The sequence below is a fragment of the Chitinophaga japonensis genome, from assembly GCF_007830125.1.
Taxonomy (GTDB): Bacteria; Bacteroidota; Bacteroidia; order Chitinophagales; family Chitinophagaceae; genus Chitinophaga; species Chitinophaga japonensis.
The window spans coordinates 2081612-2099218 of sequence record NZ_VLLG01000002.1; the positions used below are offsets into that span (position 1 = coordinate 2081612).

General features: G+C 52.4%; 17 protein-coding genes. 12 read left to right on the forward strand and 5 right to left on the reverse strand.

The features are described from left to right. Positions 1-14: 14 nt before the first annotated feature. On the reverse strand, positions 15-704 hold the full coding sequence (locus LX66_RS08580) for a phosphatase PAP2 family protein (RefSeq protein WP_145711813.1): 690 nt from the start codon (positions 702-704) through the stop codon (positions 15-17). An 11-nt stretch (positions 705-715) separates the two neighbouring features. Then, complete coding sequence (locus tag LX66_RS08585; protein WP_145711815.1) at positions 716-2161, reverse strand: LptF/LptG family permease; 1446 nt, start codon at positions 2159-2161, stop codon at positions 716-718. A 129-nt stretch (positions 2162-2290) separates the two neighbouring features. On the opposite strand from LX66_RS08585, the gene LX66_RS08590 reads away from it, so the two are divergent. Beyond that, the gene (locus LX66_RS08590) at positions 2291-2899 is read left to right on the forward strand and encodes a hypothetical protein (protein WP_145711817.1); all 609 of its coding nucleotides are present in this window, start codon (positions 2291-2293) and stop codon (positions 2897-2899) included. A gap of 99 nt (positions 2900-2998) precedes the next feature. Here LX66_RS08590 and LX66_RS08595 read toward each other — a convergent pair whose 3' ends face one another. Continuing rightward, positions 2999-3379, reverse strand: a complete 381-nt coding sequence (locus tag LX66_RS08595; protein ID WP_145711819.1) for an START-like domain-containing protein — start codon at positions 3377-3379, stop codon at positions 2999-3001. Positions 3380-3744: 365 nt separating this feature from the next. Between LX66_RS08595 and LX66_RS08600 the strand changes: the two genes are divergently transcribed. The 11 genes from LX66_RS08600 to LX66_RS08650 all read left to right on the forward strand — a co-directional run bounded on the left by LX66_RS08600 (position 3745) and on the right by LX66_RS08650 (position 14093). Next, on the forward strand, positions 3745-4620 hold the full coding sequence (locus LX66_RS08600) for a sigma-70 family RNA polymerase sigma factor (protein WP_211366075.1): 876 nt from the start codon (positions 3745-3747) through the stop codon (positions 4618-4620). Positions 4621-4818: 198 nt separating this feature from the next. After that, positions 4819-6144 carry a signal recognition particle protein gene (ffh, locus tag LX66_RS08605; RefSeq protein WP_145711822.1) on the forward strand — a complete coding sequence of 442 codons (1326 nt, stop codon included), beginning with the start codon at positions 4819-4821 and terminating at the stop codon, positions 6142-6144. Positions 6145-6289: 145 nt separating this feature from the next. Beyond that, positions 6290-6730: a 30S ribosomal protein S16 gene (rpsP, locus tag LX66_RS28715; RefSeq protein WP_145711823.1), complete on the forward strand. Its 441-nt coding sequence runs from the start codon at positions 6290-6292 to the stop codon at positions 6728-6730. Between the two features lie 97 nt (positions 6731-6827). Next, a complete protein-coding gene (gene rimM, locus LX66_RS08615) occupies positions 6828-7352 on the forward strand; it encodes a ribosome maturation factor RimM (RefSeq protein ID WP_145711825.1) in 525 nt (174 codons plus the stop codon). 16 nt (positions 7353-7368) lie between these two features. After that, on the forward strand, positions 7369-8055 hold the full coding sequence (gene trmD / locus LX66_RS08620) for a tRNA (guanosine(37)-N1)-methyltransferase TrmD (protein WP_145711827.1): 687 nt from the start codon (positions 7369-7371) through the stop codon (positions 8053-8055). Positions 8056-8220: 165 nt separating this feature from the next. Further along, positions 8221-8568 carry a 50S ribosomal protein L19 gene (gene rplS / locus LX66_RS08625; protein ID WP_145711828.1) on the forward strand — a complete coding sequence of 116 codons (348 nt, stop codon included), beginning with the start codon at positions 8221-8223 and terminating at the stop codon, positions 8566-8568. Between the two features lie 179 nt (positions 8569-8747). Further along, positions 8748-8984, forward strand: a complete 237-nt coding sequence (locus LX66_RS08630; RefSeq protein WP_145711830.1) for a Sec-independent protein translocase subunit TatA/TatB — start codon at positions 8748-8750, stop codon at positions 8982-8984. Between the two features lie 107 nt (positions 8985-9091). Further along, positions 9092-10558: an Asp-tRNA(Asn)/Glu-tRNA(Gln) amidotransferase subunit GatA gene (gene gatA, locus LX66_RS08635; protein WP_145712107.1), complete on the forward strand. Its 1467-nt coding sequence runs from the start codon at positions 9092-9094 to the stop codon at positions 10556-10558. 8 nt (positions 10559-10566) lie between these two features. Then, positions 10567-11838 carry a lytic transglycosylase domain-containing protein gene (locus LX66_RS08640; RefSeq protein ID WP_158642576.1) on the forward strand — a complete coding sequence of 424 codons (1272 nt, stop codon included), beginning with the start codon at positions 10567-10569 and terminating at the stop codon, positions 11836-11838. Positions 11839-11944: 106 nt separating this feature from the next. Next, on the forward strand, positions 11945-13198 hold the full coding sequence (locus tag LX66_RS08645; RefSeq protein ID WP_145711835.1) for an erythromycin esterase family protein: 1254 nt from the start codon (positions 11945-11947) through the stop codon (positions 13196-13198). A gap of 88 nt (positions 13199-13286) precedes the next feature. Continuing rightward, positions 13287-14093 carry an SDR family NAD(P)-dependent oxidoreductase gene (locus tag LX66_RS08650; RefSeq protein ID WP_145711837.1) on the forward strand — a complete coding sequence of 269 codons (807 nt, stop codon included), beginning with the start codon at positions 13287-13289 and terminating at the stop codon, positions 14091-14093. Here LX66_RS08650 and LX66_RS08655 read toward each other — a convergent pair. Together LX66_RS08655 and LX66_RS08660 are read right to left on the reverse strand one after the other, a co-directional pair. Next, the gene (locus LX66_RS08655; protein ID WP_145711839.1) at positions 14086-15318 is read right to left on the reverse strand and encodes a DUF4374 domain-containing protein; all 1233 of its coding nucleotides are present in this window, start codon (positions 15316-15318) and stop codon (positions 14086-14088) included. The two genes, LX66_RS08650 and LX66_RS08655, sit on opposite strands and share 8 nt — an antisense overlap. A 19-nt stretch (positions 15319-15337) precedes the next feature. After that, positions 15338-17455, reverse strand: a complete 2118-nt coding sequence (locus tag LX66_RS08660) for a TonB-dependent receptor domain-containing protein (protein WP_145711841.1) — start codon at positions 17453-17455, stop codon at positions 15338-15340. Positions 17456-17607: the final 152 nt, after the last annotated feature.

Genomic DNA, 17607 nt, shown 5'->3' on the forward strand with positions numbered 1-17607 from the left:
CAACGCAACCTTCATTATCCCGGCTGGGCCTCTGCCAGCAGCGCTGCTTCGGCTTCCATGGCCGCCTGCGGGCAAAGCTCCGGTGTTTTGGTGAGGTTCCTGTACTCGAACAAACTGTATACCACAAAACTTGTAGCAGCGCCAATAATGCTGCCAATGTAAATATCCTGGAAGAAATGCTGCGCCAGGTATACGCGGGAATAGGCCGCTGCCAGGGCTACCCCCATAAACAACGCGCCCCGCTTCTTGTTGTTGTCAATCAGCGCCAGGTAGCAGAAGAGCGCAAAAGCGCAGGCGGCATGGCCGGAGGGAAAGCTGTGGTTATAGTGCGGCGGCATCCATTTTACCAGGTGCAGCAGGGAAGGGTCCTGGAAATAGCCTAAAGGCCGGGGCGCGTCAATGGTGCGCTTCATCACCTGTACAATAACCGTTTCCGTTAGTACAGTGGTCAGCCCTATCAGGAAGGGACGGAACTTCCGGGCCACCAGGAGGTACAGCAGCACCGCGCCGAAAACAATCCCGTCTGCCAGGTAGGTAAAGCCCGTCATCAACACATCTACAAACGGGCAGCATGAGTGATTAATGCCCATGAACAGCTCCTCGCGGGTAAAAATGCTCTGCAAAACAGCGCCTACCAGTATCCATACCAGTAGCGGAAGAAAGAACCAGGCGTTCCTTCTTAACAGTGTAACGAACGTTTTCAAAGTAGAACGTTTTAAGTTGTAGGTTGCTTCTTAAACTTTTTTAAGAACTTTTTTATGATCTGGAATATCCTAAAATAAAACTCTTTATTGAATAATTGCGAATCATTCATGGCTTTGTAGATCAAAAAAGCTGCAATAGGCATCAGCGCTATGTTGGAAAGCCACATTCCCGCCCAGGTGGTGAGCACGTCCTTGCGCGCCATTTTCTCCCCCACCATGAAAAAGATATTAAATATAACAAAAAAGATCACGGCAAATACCAGCGGGGTGCCCAGGCCGCCTTTGCGGATAATGGAGCCCAGGGGGGCGCCAATCAGGAACATGACGATACAGGCAAAGGCCAGCGTGAACTTGCGCTGCCATTCCACCTTGTGCAGCAGCATAATGGAGTGCTTGTCCGCATACTCCTTGGCGGTGCTTTCCAGGTTGCTGGAGGTTTCCCGTATGCTCTGGTCCGCGCGGTCCAGCACATAGCGCAGGTTCTTTTGCGGGATCACGTCTATAAACTGCTTTACCGGCAGGGGCGGGGCGGAGGCCAGCCAGCCGGTATCCTTCCATTTAAAGAAGGGGTAACGGGAGGTTACGTACGCATTCACCGTGCGGCTGAACAGGGCTTCCTCTTTTTTCAGGGAGTCAATAGCCTTGTCCAACTGGCGGATGTTCAGCATCTGCTGGTTGGAGGCAAAGAGGTCCATATCCAGGCGGCTGAAGGTAAAGGAACTGAGGTCAAATGCTTTTTTATATTCCTTGAAACCCATGCGGATCAGCTCTCCCGGTACGTTGGACCCGCGCATGTTACGCTCTTCATAGCGCCAGCCGTCATTCAGCACAAAGTAGAGGAAGCGCTTGTTGGCAGACAGCTCCATGGTGCCTTTTTCCGCCAGTATCAGCTTGTCCGCCCCGGTGCCGCCGCCCCCGGTCTGGTCAAAGATCATCACCTGGTGAATGGTGCGGTTGTCTTTTTCCTTGCGGGCCACCTTGATGGTGTAGCCGGGTATATCGCTGTAAAACACGCCGGCTTTAATGTTAAAGGCCGGTTTGGAATTGGTGATATCGTATAATAAGGACTTGGCGCGAAGGTTGGCTACGGGTATTACATAGTTGGCAAAAAGGAAGGCCAGTATGCCGATGCCGATACAAACGAAGAGCAGGGGGCGGATAAAGCGCAGCAGCGATATGCCGGACGATTTCAGCGCCACCAGCTCAAAGCTCTCCCCCAGGTTGCCGAAGGTCATAATGGAAGACAGCAGCACTGCCAGGGGCAGGGCCAGGGTAATGAGGCTGGCGCTGGTATAGGTGATAAGCTCCAGTATAATATGGAGGTCCAGCCCCTTGCCCACCAGGTCGTCTATGTATTTCCACAGGAACTGCATCAGCAGTACGAACCAGGTGACAAAGAAGGTGGCCACGAACGGACCGAGGAATGTTTTTATTACGAGCTTATCGAGCTTTTTCACTACCAGATGATTAATTTTGAAAGGCCCGACAGGTTTTTTGAAGCCTGTCAGGTCTGATCCGCGGTCTGCAAATTTACTACGATTTACCGTAGCCGGAACAGCGGGAACGGTTACGGTACCGTTAATAATATGAAAAATTTTTTACTTACACCGGAAGAACAGCAGGTAGCCTTTGATGCCGCCTGGATCTATCGCAAGAACAGTGTGATACAGAAGGTGATGGAGCTGCTGGGGCAGTTGCAGCAGCAACTGGCCGCACATGCGGTTACCGGCATGTTTTCCTTCCCGGAGCGGTGCCTGCAGCAGGGCGCCAAAATATCAAAGGGGGAGCGTTATAAAGAATTGCCTTATGTGATACTGGATTACCCGCGGCATTTTGAGCGGGAAGCGGTGTTTGCCTTCCGCACCATGTTCTGGTGGGGGCATTACTTCAGTTGCACCCTGCACCTGGCAGGTACGGCAAAAGCAAGGTATGCGCCGGCCCTGGCTGCGGGGCATGCGCAACTGGCAGCGGCGGGCCTGCAGGTATACCGGCAGGAAGATCCCTGGCAGCACGATTTCGAGAACGGGAATTATACCCCGGTGGCCGCGCTGGCGCCGCAGGAATGGATAGCGCTGGTGGAGCAGGGGAGCTTTATTAAGCTGGCCAGGCCTTTTGCGCTGGAAATGTGGGAAAAAGTAATACCTGAAGTGGTGGCGTGCTATGCTACACTTTTACGGGTGCTACAAACAGGGTAATTAATAATGAACAATTAATAATGGTCGTAAGGCCGGTGTTGTATTGAAACAGCAGTGTTCCTGTTATTATTAACTATTCATTCTTAATTATTAATTGGTTTAATTGCCGATACGGTGAAAGAGGTCTTTTACCTGGTAGTCCCAAAGCTGGCTCTGGTCTGCAATTTCTCTTTTTTCAGCAAAATCTTTCACGACCAGGATGGTTTCATTGGTAACTTCTGATATCTGGATGCGGAATTCGAAAAATTCTCCGCTGGGGGCATTTAACCAACGTAAACGAATAAACTCTTCTTCTTCCTGTTCCAGCACTTCCGCCTCCTCTGTGCTACCATTCCAGGAAAAGGAAAAAACATTGTCCCTGAAGTCTACTTTATCGGCAAACCATTCCTGCAAGCCTGCGGGAGTGGAAAGGAATTCGTATAAGATACTGGGTGAGCACCGTACCGGGTATTCCAACTCATATTGCACTTTCTTTGACATCGCTCATAGTAATTAGTAAATCAATATCATCCGGCTGCAATTATAGAAAAATATTTATTCTGTCAAAATAATTTACTGTTTTTTTTTAATGAATTCATGTATTTATTTGATGGTTTATAAAAATCAATACTATTATAAGAAATGGTAATATATTCGCGTTGATAAAGAGTCAATTAGACACTTTTGGACCGGAAATGAAGCCCCTGAAGCCATTGGTAGCAGCTAACGAATAGTCAATCGATTTTGCTTAAAAAGGATTCAACAAGTAAACATTTTTTTTGGGCGGTATCTAAAAAAAGTTATTTTTGTCTGGCATTCGTCAAAAAATTAACTTTTTATTAATAACCTGTAACTGTTCCGACTCTATGTCAATGCGCCAACTCAAGATCACTAAGTCGATTACTAACAGGGAGTCACAATCCCTGGAGAAGTACTTGCAGGAAATTGGAAAAGTCGATCTGATTACGCCGGAAGAAGAGGTGAACCTGGCCATCCGTATCAAACAGGGTGACCAACGGGCACTGGAAAAGCTCACAAAAGCCAACCTGCGCTTTGTGGTTTCCGTAGCTAAACAGTATCAGAACCAGGGCCTGTCGCTCAGTGATCTCATTAATGAAGGTAATCTGGGCCTTATAAAAGCCGCCCAGCGTTTTGATGAAACCCGCGGGTTCAAGTTCATCTCTTACGCCGTTTGGTGGATCCGTCAGTCCATCCTGCAGGCGCTGGCCGAACAATCGCGCATTGTGCGGCTGCCGCTCAACAAGGTGGGGCTGAGCAACAAGATCAGCAAAGCCTATTCTCAACTGGAACAGGAGTTCGAGCGCGAGCCCTCTCCGGACGAACTGGCTACCATACTGGAGATCAATACGGAAGAAGTGGAGGCCACCCTGGGGGTAGCCGCCCGCCACGTATCCATGGACGCGCCCTTCATTGACGGGGAAGACAATTCCCTGCTGGATGTGCTGGAAAATCCCAACGCCAACAGCGCCGATGAAGAGCTGGACCATCACGACTCCCTGCGCCGGGAAATAGAGCGCTCACTTTCTACATTAACAGACCGCCAGAAAGATGTGATCATGCTGTACTTCGGTATTGCCGTAGAACATCCTATGTCGCTGGAAGATATTGGTGAAAAATTCGGGTTGACCCGCGAGCGGGTGCGCCAGATCAAGGACAAAGCTATTACCAAGCTGCGTACCACCTCCCGGAGCAAGCTGCTCAGAAATTATTTAGGTAGCTGACAAGGCTAAATGGTTTTAGCCTGACAGCCCCTCCCGGAGGCGTTTTGCTTTCTGTGGAAAAATTATACATTTGCACTTCCAAAATGGTGAATATCCAGGTATTCACCATTTTTTTTGCGGGCTCCGGCAGGTTTTAAGTGACCTGTCAGGCCTGAATAGCTTAACTTTGAAGTGTAACAAAAACAAAGCACAACTTAGATGTTTGAATCATTATCAGAAAGGCTGGAATCGGCGTTCAAACAGTTGAAAGGGGAAGGCCGCATATCCGAGATCAATGTGGCCAGCACTGTAAAGGAAATACGCCGCGCGCTGGTAGATGCGGATGTTAACTATAAAATAGCCAAAGAATTTACCGATAAAGTAAAGGAAAAGGCCCAGGGTGAAAAAGTGCTCACCGCCATCTCCCCCGGGCAACTGATGGTCAAGATCGTGAAGGACGAGCTGGCGGCCCTGATGGGCGGCGAAGCCGCGGAACTGGAGCTGAAGGCTACCCCTACCATCATCCTGATAGCCGGCCTGCAGGGCTCCGGTAAAACCACCTTTTCCGGCAAGCTGGCCAACTACCTCAAAACCAAGAAAGGAAAGAAACCTTTGCTGGTAGCGGCTGATATTTACCGCCCGGCGGCCATTGACCAGTTGAAAGTGCTGGGCAGCCAGATAGATGTGCCGGTATACAGTGAGCCGGAGAACAAAAATGCCGTGCAGATAGCGGAAAATGCCATCCGCGAGGCCAAACAGCAGGGGAATAACGTAATTATCATAGATACGGCCGGCCGCCTGGCCGTGGACGAGGCGATGATGACCGAGGTGGCCAACATCCGCCAGGCCGTAAAGCCCAACGAGATCCTGTTCGTAGTGGACTCCATGACCGGCCAGGACGCCGTGAACACGGCCAAAGCCTTTAACGACCGGCTGGACTTCAGCGGCGTGGTGCTTACCAAGCTGGACGGCGATACCCGTGGTGGTGCGGCGCTGACCATCAAGTACACCGTGGAAAAGCCCATCAAGTTCGTGAGCATGGGCGAAAAGCTGGATACGCTGGACGTGTTCTACCCCGAGCGTATGGCCCAGCGTATACTGGGCATGGGCGATATCACCACCCTGGTGGAGCGGGCGCAGGCGCAGTTCAACGAGGAGCAGGCCAAGAAGCTGGAAAAGAAGATCCGCCAGAATCAGTTTGATTTTGAGGACTTCCGCGAACAGTTGCAGCAGATCAAGAAGATGGGTAACCTGAAAGACCTGATGGGCATGATACCCGGGGTAGGTAAGGCCATCAAGGATATTGACATCAGCGACGACGCGTTCAAGGGCATAGAAGCCATGATAGGCTCCATGACGCCCTATGAGCGCAATAACCCGGATGTGATTGACGGCAGCCGCCGCAAGCGTATTGCCAAAGGCGCCGGTAAAGAGATCCAGGACGTGAACCAGTTCATGAAGCAGTTTGACCAGATGCGGCAGATGATGAAGATGATGAACAAAATGGGGGCGGGTGGAAAAGGACTGAAAGCATTGGGCCGCTAAATGTAATATAAATGTGCTAACCCGGAAACGTTTAGCATCAGTGTTTCAACGTTTTAGCACAAATATTTTGACATTCCCGATTAATGCATTAAATTTGCCCCCCTATAATATTTTTTAACTCGCAAAAAAATAACTCGATTTATTTATGCCAGTAAAGATCAGATTACAAAGACATGGCGCGAAGAAAAGACCTTTTTATTTCATTGTAGTGGCCGACGCACGCGCCCCCAGAGATGGAAAATTCATCCAGAAGATCGGTACCTACAATCCCCTGACCGTTCCCGCTTCTATCAATATTGATACGGAGAAAGCGCTGCGCTGGTTGCAGAAAGGCGCCCAGCCTACCGATACGGTAAGGAGAATCCTTTCTTTCAAGGGAGTGCTGTACCTGAAGCACCTGTTGAGAGGGGTAAAATTAGGTCTGTTTGACGAACCTACCGCTTACAAGAAATTTGAGCAATGGCAGGCTGAGCACGAGCAGAAGGTAGCTGCCCGCCGCGACACCCACAAACGGGCGAGAGCAATCACGCCTATTGTGAAGAGAGTGGAAGATGCGCCTGCTGAAGGCGGCAATGCCGAAGCATAAGCCATTTGCTTAAAAATATCTGTAGAAGGGAAATATTTGTCCGCAAATATTTCCCTTTTTTTTAAAGCCGCCGCCAGGCGGCAGCCAGGTACAGCATATGAACAATTATTTCAGCATCGGGAGGCTGGTAGCCACTTTTGGCCTGCAGGGCGAGCTGATACTCCGGCACAGCCTGGGAAAAAGGTCCGCCCTGAAAGGGGTGGAGGCCATTTTCCTGGAGGAGCGGAAGAACAGCTTCATCCCTTATTTTGTGCAGAAAACCAGCGCAAAGGACCATGAGCACGTTTACGTAAAGCTGGAAGGTGTGGATACGAAGGAAGCGGCCCAAAAGCTGGTGCAGCAGGCCGTATACCTGGGGGAAGCCGACTTCAAGCAGCAGGCGGCCACCTCCGCCCCGCTGTCCCTCCTGGGCTTTACCGTGCAGGATGCGCAGGAGGGCGTGCTGGGCACGATCGAAGAAGTGATAGAAATGCCCATGCAGGTGCTGGCCAAAGTGACCATCCGGGGCAAGGAAGCCCTGCTGCCGCTTAACGAGCAGTCCCTGGTAAAAGTGGACCAAAAGGCGCAGGTGGTGCACCTGCAGTTGCCGGAGGGACTGCTGGATATTTACTTAAATAGCTGATCTTAAACGCTTTCAGATGCGCATAGACATTATTACCGTACAACCCGGCCTGCTGGAAAGCCCTTTTTCCCACTCCATCCTGAAGCGGGCCCAGGCAAAAGGGCTGCTGGAGATACACGTGCACAACCTGCGGGATTTCTCTACCTTCAAGCACCAGCAGGTGGACGACTACCAGTTTGGAGGCGGCGCCGGCATGGTAATGATGATGGAGCCGGTGGTAAGGGCCATTGAGCATCTGCAGGCGCAGGTAAGCTACGACGAGATCATCTACCTCACACCGGACGGGGAGACCCTGAACCAGCCCATGGCCAACCAACTGTCCCTGAAGGGGAACCTGCTGCTGCTCTGCGGCCATTACAAGGGAATTGACGAACGGATACGGGAGCACTTCATTACCCGGGAAATATCCATCGGCGATTTTGTGCTGTCCGGCGGGGAGCTGGCGGCTGCCGTACTGGTGGACGCCATTGGCCGGCTGATACCGGGGGTGCTGAATGACGAGACCTCCGCCCTTTTTGACTCCTTCCAGGACAACCTGCTGGCCCCGCCGGTATACACCCGGCCGGAGGAGTACCGGGGCTGGAAGGTGCCGGATGTGCTGTTGAGCGGCGACCACCGGAAGATCGAGGAGTGGCGGCATGAGCAGTCCCTGGAGCGGACCCGGCAGCGGAGGCCGGATTTGTTGGGAAATCCCAAAAAATAAAATTCCAAATTCCAAAATTAGGCCAGGCTTTGAAAGGAGACTTATGCTTTACCGGCGCACCACTCCTGTTTGGATTTTGGGATTTGGAATTTCGATTTTTTGGGATTTGGATTTTGGATTTTGGATTTTGTTGTTTACCTTTGCCCTCCCATAAATAATTGAAAGATGAACGCTATTTCGTTTGTTCACGAGCAACTGACAGCAAAAAAGGAATTTCCGAAATTCAAAGCCGGTGATAATGTCACCGTCAACTATAAAATTGTGGAAGGTAACAAGGAAAGGATCCAGTCCTTCAAGGGGGATGTTGTAAAGATCCAGGGTACCGGTTTTACGGCCTCTTTCACAGTAAGGAAGATATCTGACGGGGTAGGTGTAGAGCGTCTGTTCCCTTATTTCTCTCCCAACATTGATTCAATTGTATTGAACAAGGTAGGTAGGGTAAGAAGGGCCAAGCTGTACTACCTGCGTAGCCGCGCCGGTAAGAAAGCGCGTATTAAGGAAAAAAGGGTTTAGTATAAAATACAGGGAAATTAGTGAACGGGGACCGTTTTTAACGGTTCCCGTTCTTCTTTTTCAGCCGGTAGCAGCCGGCCGGGCACAAGGGTTAAAATCTACTTAAACTAGTGCCGGGCCGGCGGAAAAACCGATTATATCGACTATCTTTGTTAGCTGAACTTTTAAAAACTGAGAAAATGACTGCCGTTTTTGTAAAATCACCTCTTTTATTGTTCCAGGACCTGGGTATGACCGAATTAATTCTGATCGCACTGGTGGTATTGCTGCTGTTTGGCGGGAGAAAAATTCCCGAATTAATGCGTGGTCTCGGCAAGGGTATCCGCGAGTTCAATGATGCAAAGAACAACGTGCGCCAGGAGATAGAAGAAGGCATGAAGGAGCAACAGCCTTCCACTACTGACGCCAAGAAGTAATTCCCGGCTTTATTTGGTTATCACTCACTTTCAGGATGGTTAATTTGTTGAGGTAGTTCAACCTGTACCTGCAGCATTTTAACATTAAAGAATTAACTGGTTTGGCATTGTCTGAATTCAGCAGTATATCGTCTTTTCACGAAGCATTATACGCCGGCAGCACCACCTGTACGGACCAGGTACGTTATTACCTGGAAAAAATAGCCAGGGCAGGGCATTTGAATGCCTTCCTGGAAGTATATGAAACAGAGGCCCTGGAAAGGGCCGCTGCGCTGGATGCCCGTATCCGCAACGGGGAGCAGCTAGGCCCCCTGGCGGGCGTTATCGTTGGCAATAAGGATGTTATCTGTTACAAAGGCCACAAGGTGAGCGCCGCCTCCCGTATCCTGGAAGGCTTTACCTCCCTTTACTCCGCTACGGCTATCGAAAGGTTGCTGGCAGCGGACGCCATTATTATAGGTAACCTGAACTGCGACGAGTTTGCCATGGGCTCCACCAACGAGAACTCTGCTTTTGGCCCGGTGCTGAATGCCGAGGATACCACCCGCGTACCGGGCGGCTCCTCCGGTGGATCGGCGGTGGCGGTACAGGCGGGCCTGTGCCAGGTGAGCCTGGGTAGCGATACTGGCGGCTCCGTACGGCAGCCGGCCGATTTTTGCGGCATTGTAGGGCTGAAACCTACCTACGGCCGTATTTCCCGGCATGGCCTCATTGCCTATGCTTCTTCTTTTGACCAGATTGGCATTTTTGGCAGGAATATTGCGGATGTGGCTGCCGTATTACAGGTCATAGCAGGCCCGGACGATTATGATAGCACGGCAGCTCAACAGGAAGTTCCTGATTTTCAATTCCGTCCGTCGCACAATAAATCCTATAAATTAGCGTATTTAAAGGATGCATTGCACCATGAGGGCCTGGATACGGAGATGAGGGGAGCGTTTACCAGCTTTTTTGAGGAACTGGAAGCTGCCGGCCACAGTGTAACGGCGGCGGATTTTGCCTACCTGGACTATGTAGTGCCTGCCTATTATGTGCTTACAACGGCAGAAGCCTCTTCTAACCTGTCCCGTTATGACGGGGTCAAATATGGCCACAGAACAGGCCAGCAGGACCTGGACCTGGCGGAATTTTATAAAAAAAGCAGGTCCGAGGGCTTTGGGAAAGAGGTAAAACGCCGTATATTACTAGGCACTTTTGTATTGAGCGCGGGTTATTACGATGCTTACTATACGAAAGCACAGCAGGTGAGACGGTTGGTAGTGGACAAATTATCGGAGATTCTATCAGCGTACGATGCTATTTTAATGCCAACGGTTCCCTCTACGGCCTTTAAAATCGGGGAGAAGACATCAGACCCCATTGCTATGTACCTGGCGGATATTTATACGGTACTGGCCAATCTTGCAGGAGTACCGGCAATTTCCGTACCTTTGCGGCGGCATTCAAATGGAATGCCCTTTGGTGTGCAGATCATCACCAGGCAATTTGATGAAGTGAATTTGTTGAGTGTTGCGGACCACGTTATGCAGATGTTGCGAACAGATCGCAGTAAGGAATTAAATTGTTTGAAATAAAAATGTGTATGAGGAAAGTCTTTTTACTACTGCTGTTGCCAGCAATAGGCGTGCTTAGTGCATCCGCGGCAGATGGCAATGTGGTATCTAAAGAGATGGTTGCCCCCCGGGTGGCAGCACCGGATACCGCTATCCTGAACAGTGACAAGGTGCGGTTACCCAAGGATACCATCGTATCATATACCTCCACCACTTCTGCAGCGGTGAAGCGGGCTGCCAAAAGCCTGCCTTCCAGCATCAGGAGCCCGAAAGTATATGAGCAGATCAACAATAACCTGGTGGCAGGCTACATCAATACCTACGCTACCCGGTACAGCCAGCACCTGCAGATCATGCTGGAAAGGGGTGAACGCTATTTCGTAACGATCGAAAAGATCTTCCGGGAACATGGTATCCCTGAAGAAATGAAATACCTGGCCGTTATCGAATCCAGCTTCAATACCAATGCCCGTTCCCGTGTAGGCGCGGTAGGCGCATGGCAGTTCATGTCCGGCACCGCCCGCCTGTTTGGCCTGAGCGTGAGCAAAAGAGTGGATGAGAGAAGGGACTTCTACAAGTCCACCCTGGCTGCAGCCAGGTACCTGAATGAGCTGTACCAGCAGTTTGACGACTGGTTGCTGGTGGTAGCCGCTTACAACTGCGGCGCCGGCGGCGTACAGCGCGCCATGAGGGCCAGCGGCCGTTCCGATTTCTGGGGCATACAATATTTCCTGCCCTCCGAATCCCGGAACCATGTGTACAAATTCATAGCCACCGGTTACATCCTGGACCGCTTCAATAACTTCTTTGGCGTGGGCGATGACGACGATAAAAAGCCTACTGTAACTGCAGCGGCGAAAGTAACGCAACCGGAGCCTGCTCCCCTTACGGAGGACGATATGTTCAATACCGTGGAGTTCAACATCACCGGCAAATACCGCCTGGAAGTGATCGCCAGGAAACTGGACATGGAGTTGGCAGAGCTGAGCCGCCTGAACCCGGACTTTGCCAAAACAATGGCCGGCCCGGATAACAGCTACGACCTGCGCGTGCCCAATGATAAAATGAAGCAGTTCATGAACGAGAAGGATGAGATACTGAAAGCATCCGTGCAAATGACCCTGGAGGAAAGGACCGCTGCTGCCGATAAATCCAAATTCCCCCCGCCGGCCAAGCTCCCGGCTAAAAAGGAGGATGCCAGGGCAAAAAAAGACAACGGTACAGCTACCCAGAAAACTGCTGATGCAAAAGCCAAAACAACAGCCAAAGCTAAAACAGCTACCGCTGCTAAAACGAAGTGAACCGTCTGAAAAGATATATAACAGGAAGGGCCGCGAAAGCGGCCCTTTTTATTTTGTGACAGCACCCGGGTACAATCCTTGCGGCATTGTTCCTAAAAACAACGCTATGCATACCTTAACGGACACAGCCGGCCTGGAGCCGCTGCTGAATGATATCGCGGACAGCAAGATCGTGATGCTGGGGGAAGCCACGCACGGCACCCATGAATACTACACCTGGCGCACCGCTATCTCCAAAAAGCTGATCCAGGAAAAGGGTTTCCGGTTCATTGCCGTGGAAGGCGACTGGCCGGATTGCTACCGCATTAACCGCTATGTAAAAGGTTATGCAGATGCCGGTACAGACATCCGGCCCATATTGCGGTCGTTTGACCGCTGGCCTGCCTGGATGTGGGCCAACTGGGAAATAGCCGCCCTGGCGGAATGGCTAAGGGAGCACAACAGCCACCTGCCCGTGGAGGAAAGGGTAGGCTTTTACGGGCTGGACGTGTACAGCCTCTGGGACTCCATGCATGCCATGATGGGGTACCTGGAAAAGGAGGACCGGCAGGCGGCGCAATCGGTGAAGAAAGCCATGGCCTGTTTTGAGCCTTTTGGAGAGAACGAACATTTATACGCCCGCTTTTCGCTCAACGATCATAACTGCCGGGATGAGGTGATAGCGCTTTTAACGGAGATCCGGCTAAAGGCCCAGTTCCTGGACGGCGACCGGGAAGCCGGTTTCAATACCGAACAGAACGCGCTGATAGCTGTGAATGCGGAAAAGTACTACAGCAGCATGATAGGCTTTGGCAACGAAAGCTGGAACATCCGGGACCGGCATATGATGGAAACGCTGGAGCGGCTGTTGTTATTCCATGGCCCCCTGGCAAAAGGGATCGTGTGGGCGCACAATACCCATATTGGCGATGCCAGGGCCACAGATATGGCGCGCGCCGGTATGGTGAACATCGGCCAGTTGGCCAGGGATGAATATGGCGAGGCCAATGTGTACCTGGCCGGCTTCGGCGGCTACCAGGGCGCCGTGATAGCCGGATCAGCATGGGGCGCGCCCATGCGGGAAATGGAAATGCCGCCGGCCAGGGAAGGCAGCATTGAGGAGGTGCTGCATCGTGAGCCCGGTAGTGATTGCTACCTGCTTTTTACAGAGGAGCCGGGCAGGGTGTTCCGCCAACGCACGGGGCATCGCGCGATTGGCGTGGTGTATGACCCGGAACGGGAAAGCGGGAATTATGTGCCTTCGGTGCTGTCAGAACGGTACAATGCTTTTATCTACCTGGATCAGACCAGCGCCCTGCATCCTTTCCACCTGCATCCCAAAGGCGCGGAAGTACCGGAAACCTACCCGTTCGGGGTATAGGAAAATGCAGGAATACCCCCCTAAAATGTCTTTTTTGCGGACCACCCAACAGGCGCTTTACACCTAAGTTTGCAAAAATACCTGTTGTATGATACTTGCCAGTAAAACTGCGGTCATTTACGGGGCTGGCGGCTCCATAGGAGGGGCGGTGGCCCGTGCCTTTGCCCGTGCGGGCGCGCATGTGTTCCTTACCGGGCGCACCTTTGCACCATTGCAAAAAGTAGCGGATGACATTCACCATGCAGGGGGCAGGGCCACGGTGGCTACCCTGGATGCAATGGATGAAAAGGCGGTGAACGGGCATATGGCCTCCGTGGTAGAAGAAGCAGGTAAGGTAGACATATCGTTCAACGCCATTGGCCTGCAGGACACGCAGGATACGCCGCTGGTGGAGATGGCGCTGGCGGATTTCATACGCCCGGTAAACATTGCCATGGAAACCCAGTTCATCACCGCCACGGCTGCCGGCCGGGTGATGATGCAGCAGGGTACCGGCGTGATCCTCTCTATTACAGCTACGCCCGGCGGTATCGGGTATCCTATGGTGGGCGGGTTTGGGCCGGCCTGCTGCGCTATTGAAAGCTTTTCAAGGGACCTGGCATCGGAGCTGGGTGCGCATGGCGTGCGGGTAGTGAACATCCGTTCCGCCGGCTCGCCGGATTCCCGGCCTTTCACGGAAGCCCTGGCCAATGCCAGTGAAGCCACCAAAGATTTCATCCGGAAACTGGAAGAAGACACCATGCTTAAAAAGCTGCCCCTGATGGAAGATATCGCCAATGTGGCCGTTTTCCTGGCATCGGACAGCGCCGGGAAAATAACCGGGGTGACCATTGACGTTACCTGCGGCACCACCAACGGGCTGAATTATAAAGTGCCGTCCATCCCGTTTATTTAGCCACCTTGAATATCCCGGGCAGCTCTACCCCTTCAATTTTGGCGCCCTTCTTTGCCGTAGCGGTTACCGGGTCTACTACGTACACCCGCGCTTCGCCGGCAACAGTGGAGGTAATGGAAAAGTATACCAGGCCTTCTTCCACGAAAGCCGGTGTGGAGAACTGCCCGCCGTGCAGGGGCACGCCGCTTACATCCGTTACGGTTTTGTTATAGACATCCACTACCACCAGCTTGCAGATGGGCGTGGTGGGGGTAAGGGCGCCCCATAAATTCGTTTGCGTATCCTCGCCCGGTATCACCATTTGCCCTACCAGCAGGCCGTTGCCCGCGTAATGTGCGGAGAGCAGCTTGCCCCCGCCGGTAGCGGCTTCCACATCAAAGAAATAGCTATCGTCAAATTGCAGTTGCCCGTTCCTGATGCGAAGTATGCCGGAGGGTTTGGTTACCTGCGTATAGCCGGCCGCGTAAGAGTTCGGGGAAATGGTGTAAATATCCCCGTTCTCCGCCTTTACCATGCTTACAGGATTGCCGTAGTAGCCTATGGGGCCGGTGCGGGTATCCTTGATGGTGGTGAGAGAATCCAGGCCGGGATAGGTGTAGATGCTGACAAAAGCGGTGTCCGTTTCCGCCGTTTCCCAGGAAACGCCCTCCAGCGGGTAGAAGGAAACATACATCTTCCCATCATTTACGACGATGGAAGAAGGCCATTTGTTAAGGGTGTCATTCGCAGACATGCGGTACAGGGGGCTGATCTTCCGTTTTACAATGCCCACGGAAATGTCATCTACCACATGTATCTCGCAATCATAGGAGCCGCCGCCCCAGGGTGCGCCGATGGCTATCAGCGAGCTGGCGTCCGCAGTAGCAAAGCAGTCCATCCGGTCAAAGGAAAAGCTGCCTTTTTCCGTGAGCCCGTTGCTGCCGCTGATGCCGTAGGCCGTGCCTATGTTGGGCGATCCATAGTTAAAGCTGAAAGCAGCATTGGCTGTAGCGCTGAAGTAGCACCAGCCCAGTTGCTCAATGCCGTTGCCGGCCGCGGAAATAACAGTAGAGTCATTATCTATTCCGTCTACCGTCAGCAGGTAGTCGGAAGTGCCGCTGGGACCGTTGGTGCGCAGGGCAACAATATAATTGCCTGCCGTGGCGCGGGGAAAGGATTTCGGTTTGTAACAGCCGGTAACTGCCAGTAAAAGGACTAGTGCCGGGAGGTAGTATAAAGATCTCATGGGTTGCGGATTGTATTGACTAATGCAGGAAATATCTGAGTTTTACATTGAAGGCGCGGCCGGGCTTTTGCAGCTTGAAGTTGTCATACACCCTGGCGTCGGACAGGTTGGTGCAGGCAAAGGAAACATTGTATTTCCCGTTCTGCATGGAATAGGTGACGCCTGCGTGCTGCGTGAACTGCTCCGGGATGATGAACTTGCTGCCGGCGCTGCCCTGGCTGGGCCAGTAGAGGTAGAATTCCTCCACGAAGGTGGCGCCTGCGTTCAGCGACAGCACATTGCCGCTGCGCAGCACATTGCTGAAGCGGTAGCCCAGGTCCAGGTTGCCGAAGAGGTAAGGCGTATTGGGCAGGCGGTCCCAGTAAGTATAGTTGCGGATGCCCTTGTCAAATTCCTTTACGTTCAGCGTATTCTGGTAGGTACCGTTCAGCTCAAAGGAGAAGGCCTTGTTGTACACATATTTCACGGTCCATTCCACGCCGCTGGTGCGCACGCTGTCCAGGTTGCTGTAGCGGCTGATCTGGCCATCGGATTCCAGCCGGATGAAATCGCCGGCTTTGCGGTAGATGTAGTTCACTTCCCCTTCCAGCCTGTGCAGCCCCAGCGTTTTGATCAGCAGCAGCCCCGCGTTGATGTTATGGCTGTGCTCCGGTTTCAGGGCCGGGTTATTGACCAGCAGCAGCCCGTTCCCGAACATCTCTTCCCCTTCCGGCATGCGCCAGGTATTTTCATAGGACGCTTTTAGCTGCGCCCAGGGGAATACATGGAAAGTGGCGGCCGCGCCGTAACCGGCTTTGGTGTAGCTGGCCTGCAACGGCTCATATCCGCCCCATTCCGCATTTACGGTACTGGCAGACTGGCTGAAGAGCTTCCCGAATACGGTAGCGCTCCAGCGGTTATCCGCAGCGGTATAGGTATAAGCCAGCCCGGACACATGCTTGCTGATGATATTAGGCTCCGAGAAGGGGATGGGATATTTGCTGATGGGATCTTCGCCCTGCCGGCGGAAACGGTTGTAGGTATGGTTCAGGCTGAAGGCGTGCTGCCCCAGGGCATAGCTGAGGTTAGCCATGGCAAAGGCATTGCGGTCCCTGAACCGGAACAGTGTTTTGTTATAGTAGATCTCCCCGGAGGTGCTGCTGGAAGATTTGGGGGTATAGTTGCCATACCAGTCGTATTTGCGGGAGCTGGTATCTGTAATGCCCGCCTTTACAAAGCTGTAGTTGGCGTTGGCTACCAGCGTAAGCCCTTCCGTAAACAGGTTTTCCTTCCGGTATTTGAAGGTAGGAATGAAGGACTGGCTGGTATTGAAAGCCATGCCCGCCACCTGGTCCATGCTGATGCCGGTTTGCAGCTCTTTCCGGTTATCGGCGGCTATGAGGCCAAAGAGCAGCTTGTCTGCATATTTTTTATTCACCACGCCCAGCTCCACCTGTCCCATGGTAGAGCGGTAGGCATCGTGGAAGCGGCGCACTTTCTGCTCCGGGCCAAAGATGCCGGTTTCCGGGTCAGGGATCTCTACGTTCACTTTATAGCTGTTATCGGAGTAGTTATGAAAGGCGCTGACGTTGATCATAAGACCGCTGCTGGTAGTATGACGCGCATTCAGCGAAGCCAGGTGCGTGTTAAAGGAGCCGTAGCTGTAGGATACGTCCAGGTACTTTTTTATATGCTGGTTGGTGATCACGTTCACCGCGCCGCCCAGCGCATCGGAGCCCAGGTGGATGGGCACTACGCCTTTGTACACTTCTATCCGTTCCGCCATATTTACCGGCAGGTTGTTCAGCGTAAGCGAGGAGCCGAAGTTGTCCATGGGCACGCCGTCCAGGAAGAACTTTACCTGTTTGCCGGTAAAGCCGTTGAGCGAGAAGCTGTAGGTAGACCCCAGCCCGCCTTCTTCGCGGATACGGACACCGCTGGTACGGTTCAGCACCTGGTTGATGTTGCTGGTGGTATTGTGCAGTTGCCGGGCATCCACGGCGGTGATGGTAAAAGCCTGTTCCTTCGCTTTGCGGAGCCGGGTTTTACCGGTGACCTCTACGGCCCGGAGCGCCTTCTTCCGGGCGATGGTGTCCTGTTGTTGCGCCAGCGCAGCAGCGCTTATCAGCAGCAGGAAGCTGGTAGCAAGATATTTCATAAGGGGGCGGTTTTAGCGTGCAAAGGTGCGGTGGCGGAGGGGGAGTTTTATCTCCGATTGGGAAAAGATGTTACGCAAAAGGGAAAAATTTAATCAGCCCGGTCATGCAACTATTGGCCGTTCGTCCCGTCATTATTATATTCATTCATCCC